General features: G+C 68.3%; 7 protein-coding genes. All 7 read left to right on the forward strand.

The window, feature by feature from the left end:
* A partial coding sequence (locus VIR15_RS07980) for a hypothetical protein (RefSeq protein ID WP_331926943.1) occupies positions 1-642 on the forward strand: 642 nt, incomplete at its 5' end.
* Positions 639-2024 carry a phage portal protein gene (locus tag VIR15_RS07985; RefSeq protein ID WP_331926944.1) on the forward strand — a complete coding sequence of 462 codons (1386 nt, stop codon included), beginning with the start codon at positions 639-641 and terminating at the stop codon, positions 2022-2024. The genes VIR15_RS07980 and VIR15_RS07985, both read left to right, overlap by 4 nt.
* A gap of 37 nt (positions 2025-2061) precedes the next feature.
* On the forward strand, positions 2062-2685 hold the full coding sequence (locus VIR15_RS07990) for a VG15 protein (RefSeq protein WP_331926945.1): 624 nt from the start codon (positions 2062-2064) through the stop codon (positions 2683-2685).
* A 59-nt stretch (positions 2686-2744) separates the two neighbouring features.
* Positions 2745-3242 carry a hypothetical protein gene (locus VIR15_RS07995; RefSeq protein WP_331926946.1) on the forward strand — a complete coding sequence of 166 codons (498 nt, stop codon included), beginning with the start codon at positions 2745-2747 and terminating at the stop codon, positions 3240-3242.
* Positions 3243-3268: 26 nt separating this feature from the next.
* Complete coding sequence (locus tag VIR15_RS08000) at positions 3269-4162, forward strand: phage major capsid protein (protein WP_331926947.1); 894 nt, start codon at positions 3269-3271, stop codon at positions 4160-4162.
* Complete coding sequence (locus VIR15_RS08005; RefSeq protein WP_331926948.1) at positions 4159-4332, forward strand: hypothetical protein; 174 nt, start codon at positions 4159-4161, stop codon at positions 4330-4332. The genes VIR15_RS08000 and VIR15_RS08005 overlap by 4 nt, the downstream gene beginning before the upstream one ends.
* Positions 4333-4347: 15 nt before the next feature.
* Positions 4348-4803, forward strand: a complete 456-nt coding sequence (locus VIR15_RS08010; protein ID WP_331926949.1) for a hypothetical protein — start codon at positions 4348-4350, stop codon at positions 4801-4803.
* Positions 4804-4894 lie beyond the last annotated feature (91 nt).

A 4894-nucleotide genomic window follows, 5' to 3' on the forward strand; every position in this document is an offset into this window, starting at 1 on the left:
ATGCGCAAGAAGCTGGGCGATGCGTCGTTCCTCCTGGAGGGCGCGGGCGTGTGGCCGAAGATCGTCAAGCAGTTCTCGCCGATCAATGGCGCGATGTGGGGCGAGGCTGTCGACATTGGCCCCACTGACGGCACGAAGCCAGACGGGCTCGGCGTGGACATGTCGCACGCTCGCGAGATCAGCGTCGGCGCGTGCTGGCTCGAGGGTGACTCGGCGCACGTCGAGGAAGTCTGGGCGGGCGTGGACGAGCGTGCGGCGGTCGATTGGATCGTGGAGCGGGCGAAGCGGCGTATCCGGGTCGTCATCGACTCGCAGTCCCCGGCCGCGTCGATGATTCCGGCTCTCAAGGCGCGCGGGGTGAAGGTCCACTCTGGAAGCTCTGGCGACATGTCCAAGGGTTGCGGCCTGCTCGTCTCCGATCTCGAGGCAGACCGGCTGACCCATGCAGACCAGGAGCCATTGAACGCAGCCCGTGAGGGTGCCCGGAAGCGCACGATCGGCCAAGCCGGCGGCTGGGGCTTCGACCGCGCGGACCCTTCCGTGAAGATCCACCCGCTTGTTGCGGTGACCATGGCGCGTCTCGGCGCCGCAATGACCAAGAAGCCGACCGGTGCGCAACGAAAGGTGGTGGTTCGGTCGTGAGTGCCCCTGCCTTCCTGTCGCTTGCGTTCGCTTCCGACGACGACGCCGCCCTGATCAGTCGCCTGATCAATCGGCTGACCGTGGTCAACACGGCCAACGAAGAGGCGCAGGCGCGTTACGAGGGCTCTTGGGCCGCCAAGCAGTTCGGGATCAGCATCCCGCCGAACATGCAGGGCTTGCGCACTCCGACTGGCTGGGACGGCACGGTCGTGGACGTGCTCGAGGAGCGCCTCGACTGGCTCGGCTGGACGTCGGACGGTGACGACTTCGGGCTCTCGGAGCTCTACGCGCAGAACGTGCTCGATGTCGATGGTGGCATGGCTCACCTCGACGCGCTCATCTTCGGGCTGTCGTTCGTGTCTGTCGGCTCCGGCTTCGAGGATGAGCCGCACCCGCTGATCACTCCTCACTCGCCGCAGTCGATGACGGCCACGTGGGACCGGCGCACCCGCCGGCTGTCGTCTGCGCTGGCGACGGTCACTGAGGACGGTCAGACGGTCGAGGTGACGCTCTACACGCCGACGGAGACGGCCACGTATGCCGCGAACAATGGCATGTGGCGCACCGTGGACCGTGACCAGCACCAACTGGGCCGGCTGCCTGTTGTCCTCGTCCCGAACCGTGTCCGCGGCTCGCGTGAGCTGGGCCGATCGGAGATCACCAAGGCGATCCGCTACTACTCCGACGCCGCGGCGCGCACACTGCTCGGGCTTGAGGTGAACCGGGAGTTCTACAACGCCCCGCAGCGCATCGGCCTGAACGTCGACGACTCGATGTTTGTCGACGAGACGGGCGCCCCGGTGTCTCCGTGGTCCTCGATCATGGGCCGCGTCTGGAACATCCCGGCGAACGACGACGGGATGCCCGCGCCGGACGTGAAGCAGTTCTCTCCTGCGTCTCCGGCGCCGTACATCGACCAGATCCAGGGCTACGCGCTGCGCGTGTCGGCTGAGGCTGGCATCCCAGCGACGTACTTCGGCGTGAACACGGACAACCCCGCGTCGGCTGACGCGATCCGGGCGGCTGAGTCGCGGCTGGTGAAGCGTGCGGAGCGCCGACAGGCATCGTTCGGCCGGGCGTGGCTCGAGGTGGGCCGGCTGGCCCTGCTCGTGCGTGACGGAGGGATCCCGGCCGAGTTCGATGCCGCCGTGTCGACGAAGTGGCGCGACGCCGCGACGCCTACTCGCGCTGCCGCTGCGGACGAGGCGCTCAAGCTTACGTCTGGCGACAACCCGATCCTTCCGCCTGACTCGACAGTCACCTACGACCGGATCGGGCTTTCCCCGGCAGAGCAGCGTCAGGTGATGTCGGACAAGCGCCGGGCCGCTGGCCGCAACGTCTTGGCCGCCCTGCCGCAGCTTCCGAATGCCAACGGCCAGTGAGTCGCGCCGGGCGCTGACGCTCGTAACGAGCGCTGCCGTGTCGACGGTGGAGCGCCTGCTGCGCTCGCTGTCCGGCTCGCCTGAGTCGCAGCGTGCGGACCTGCTCGACGCGGTCCCGTCGCTCATCGCTTACTACGCCGACGGAACCTCTGCCCTGGCGGCTGACTTCTACGACGACGAGCGCGAGCGGGCTGGTGCGCGTGGGCGGTTCACGGCTGAGCCGGTGGTTCCTGACCGCGTGGAGAAGATCCGCCGCGGCATCGCGTGGGCCGCTCAGCCGCTCTTCGAGGAGCTCGACGTCACGCCTGCGCAGCGCCTCGCCGAGGTGGTGCAGCTGGAGACGGCGCGCCCCTACCGCGACACGATCACGACGAACCGTAAGCGCGATCCCGAGTCGGTCGGTTGGCGCAGGGTCGCTGCTGGCGGCTGCAAACTGTGCTCGATGCTGGCCAGCCGCGGCGCGGTCTACAAGGCCGAGACTGCCCGGTTCGCCTCGCACCCCAACTGCCACTGCACGGCGCAGCCTGTCTTCCGGTCGAACGATACGGGCGACGAGGCCAACGTCATGCAGTACGTCGCCTCCAAGCGGCGCCGAAGCGACTCGGAGAAGGCCGCCCTGCGCAAGTACCTGACCGAGCACTTTCCTGACGCTCCCGGCTGAGCGTCCGAAAGCCTCCCGCCCCGGTGGCGGGCTAGCACAAAGCCCCAGGAGGGTCCCTCATGTCCGAATCCACCACGCAGGCAGACAGCGCCGAGCAGCCCCAGGTGGGCGCCGCGGCTGAGCAGGCCAAGACCTTCGATGCCGAATACGTCGAGAAGCTCCGCAAGGAGAACGCGAAGTACCGCACCGAGGCGAAGGCTAACGCTGACGCCGCCGCACGTCTCGCTGAGATCGAGGAGGCGAGCAAGTCCGAGTCGCAGAAGCTGGCCGAGCGTCTGTCCGCTGCCGAGAAGGCCGCTGCAGATGCCCAGCGTGACGCGCTCCGCTTCCGCATCGCTTCCAAGTTCCAGATCTCCGACGAGGACGCCGAGCTGTTCCTGACGGCCGGTGACGAGGACACGTTGACGAAGCAGGCCGAGCGGCTTGCCGCGCGCAACGAGGACGCGGGCAAGCCCCGCACCCCCAGGCCCGACCCCAACCAGGGGCGCTCGGGCTCGAGCTCGGCTTCCACGGCCGATCTCTTCGCGGCTGCCGTCGAAGGCAGCTTCACCCGCTGAACTCTCCCGAAAGGTAGGTATCCGGCATGGCTGCTGGCGACCTCAAGAGGGGCACCTCCGGTGTCGTCCTCCCGGCGCAGGTCTCGTCCGAGATCTGGGCATCCACTCAGCAGGCGTCGGCTGTCATGGCCGTCTCCCGCCAGATCGCACTCCCCGGCTCGGGCATCACCATCCCGCTCATCACCGGCGACTCGGTGGCCGCGTGGGTCAACGAGTCCGCTGAGAAGCCGGTCTCGCACGCGACCCTCGGCAACAAGTCGATGACCCCCTACAAGCTGGCCGTCATCGAGACGTTCTCGATGGAGTTCCGCCGCGACCTGCCCGGCCTCTACGGCGAGCTCGTCCGTCGCCTCCCCGGCGCGCTGGCCAAGAAGTTCGACGAGACGGTCCTCGCGGGGACCGCTCCCGGTTCGGGCTTCGACGTGCTCTCCGGGGCGCCCTCGCTCACGGTCGACGGCACGAACACCTACGCCGACCTGGCCGCCGTGTTCACCGCCGTGGCTGCCGCTGGCGGCAACCTGTCCCACTGGGTCGCCTCTGCGGGCTTCGAGGGCCTCCTGCTCTCGCAGGTCGCGTCCGACGGTCGTCCGCTGTTCATCCCGGACGCCACCACGCAGGGTCGCGTCGGGTCGATCTTCGGCCGCCCGGTCTACTCGACCAACGCCGCGCTCAAGGCGTCGACCACTGTCGGCGACGACACCGCGGTTGCCGGCGACTTCGCCAACTCGGCAATCTACGGCACCGTCGAGGGCGTCCAGGTCGACATCAGCGACCAGGCCACCGTGAACGACGGCGGCACGCAGGTCAACCTCTGGCAACGGAACATGTTCGCCGTCCGCGCCGAGATCGAGGTCGGCTTCATCGCGCGCAACGTGAACCACTTCGTGCGCATCACTGACGGAGTGGTGGACACGCCGTGATCGAGCTGACGCATCGCACGACGGGTCACAAGGTCCGAACCGACGAGGCGTCTGTCGAGTTCTGGCAGGCCGCGGGCTACCGCGAGGGCGAGGACGCCAAGAGCGCCAAGCCGTCGCGTCGGCGGACCACCAAGAAGGCGGCAGAGAAGCCGTCTGCAGACGAGTCCTGATAGGAGGGGGCCGGCATGGCATTCACGACGACGGTCACGCCCGCCATGGTCGCGGTCGCTCTCGGCCAGTCGGCCCCCGCCTCAGGCTCGCCCACCGAGCAGCAGTGGCAGATGTGGATCGACGACGCCCTGATGCTCATTCAGTTGCGCGCGGACGATCTGGCAGTGGCGGTGATCGACCAAGCGCGCCTTGACTATGTGGTGCGCGAGGCGGTCGTGGCCCAGGTCAGGCGCCCGGACTCGGCCACGCAGGTCACGGTCAGCGTGGACGACGCATCGACGTCGAAGACGTATCGGTCGAGCACTGGCCGCATCGGCATCCTCGACGAGTGGTGGTCCATGCTGGGGCTCACGCCTCGCACGGGTCGCGCGTTTGAGGTCGACACCATGCCGGCCGGTGCCGGCGTGAATGGTGTCTATGGCGTCGACTACGTGTGGGTGTCGACGACGGAGACGGGCCCGGTTCTCTGATGCTCGCGGACGACGTCGCCGCGGCACTCCCCGAGCTCCGCGCCCACGCAGCCTCGCTCATGGTCGATGCCTGCATCGTCACTCGCGGCGG

Source organism: Intrasporangium sp. (genome assembly GCF_036566125.1).
Lineage (GTDB): Bacteria > Actinomycetota > Actinomycetes > Actinomycetales > Dermatophilaceae > Intrasporangium.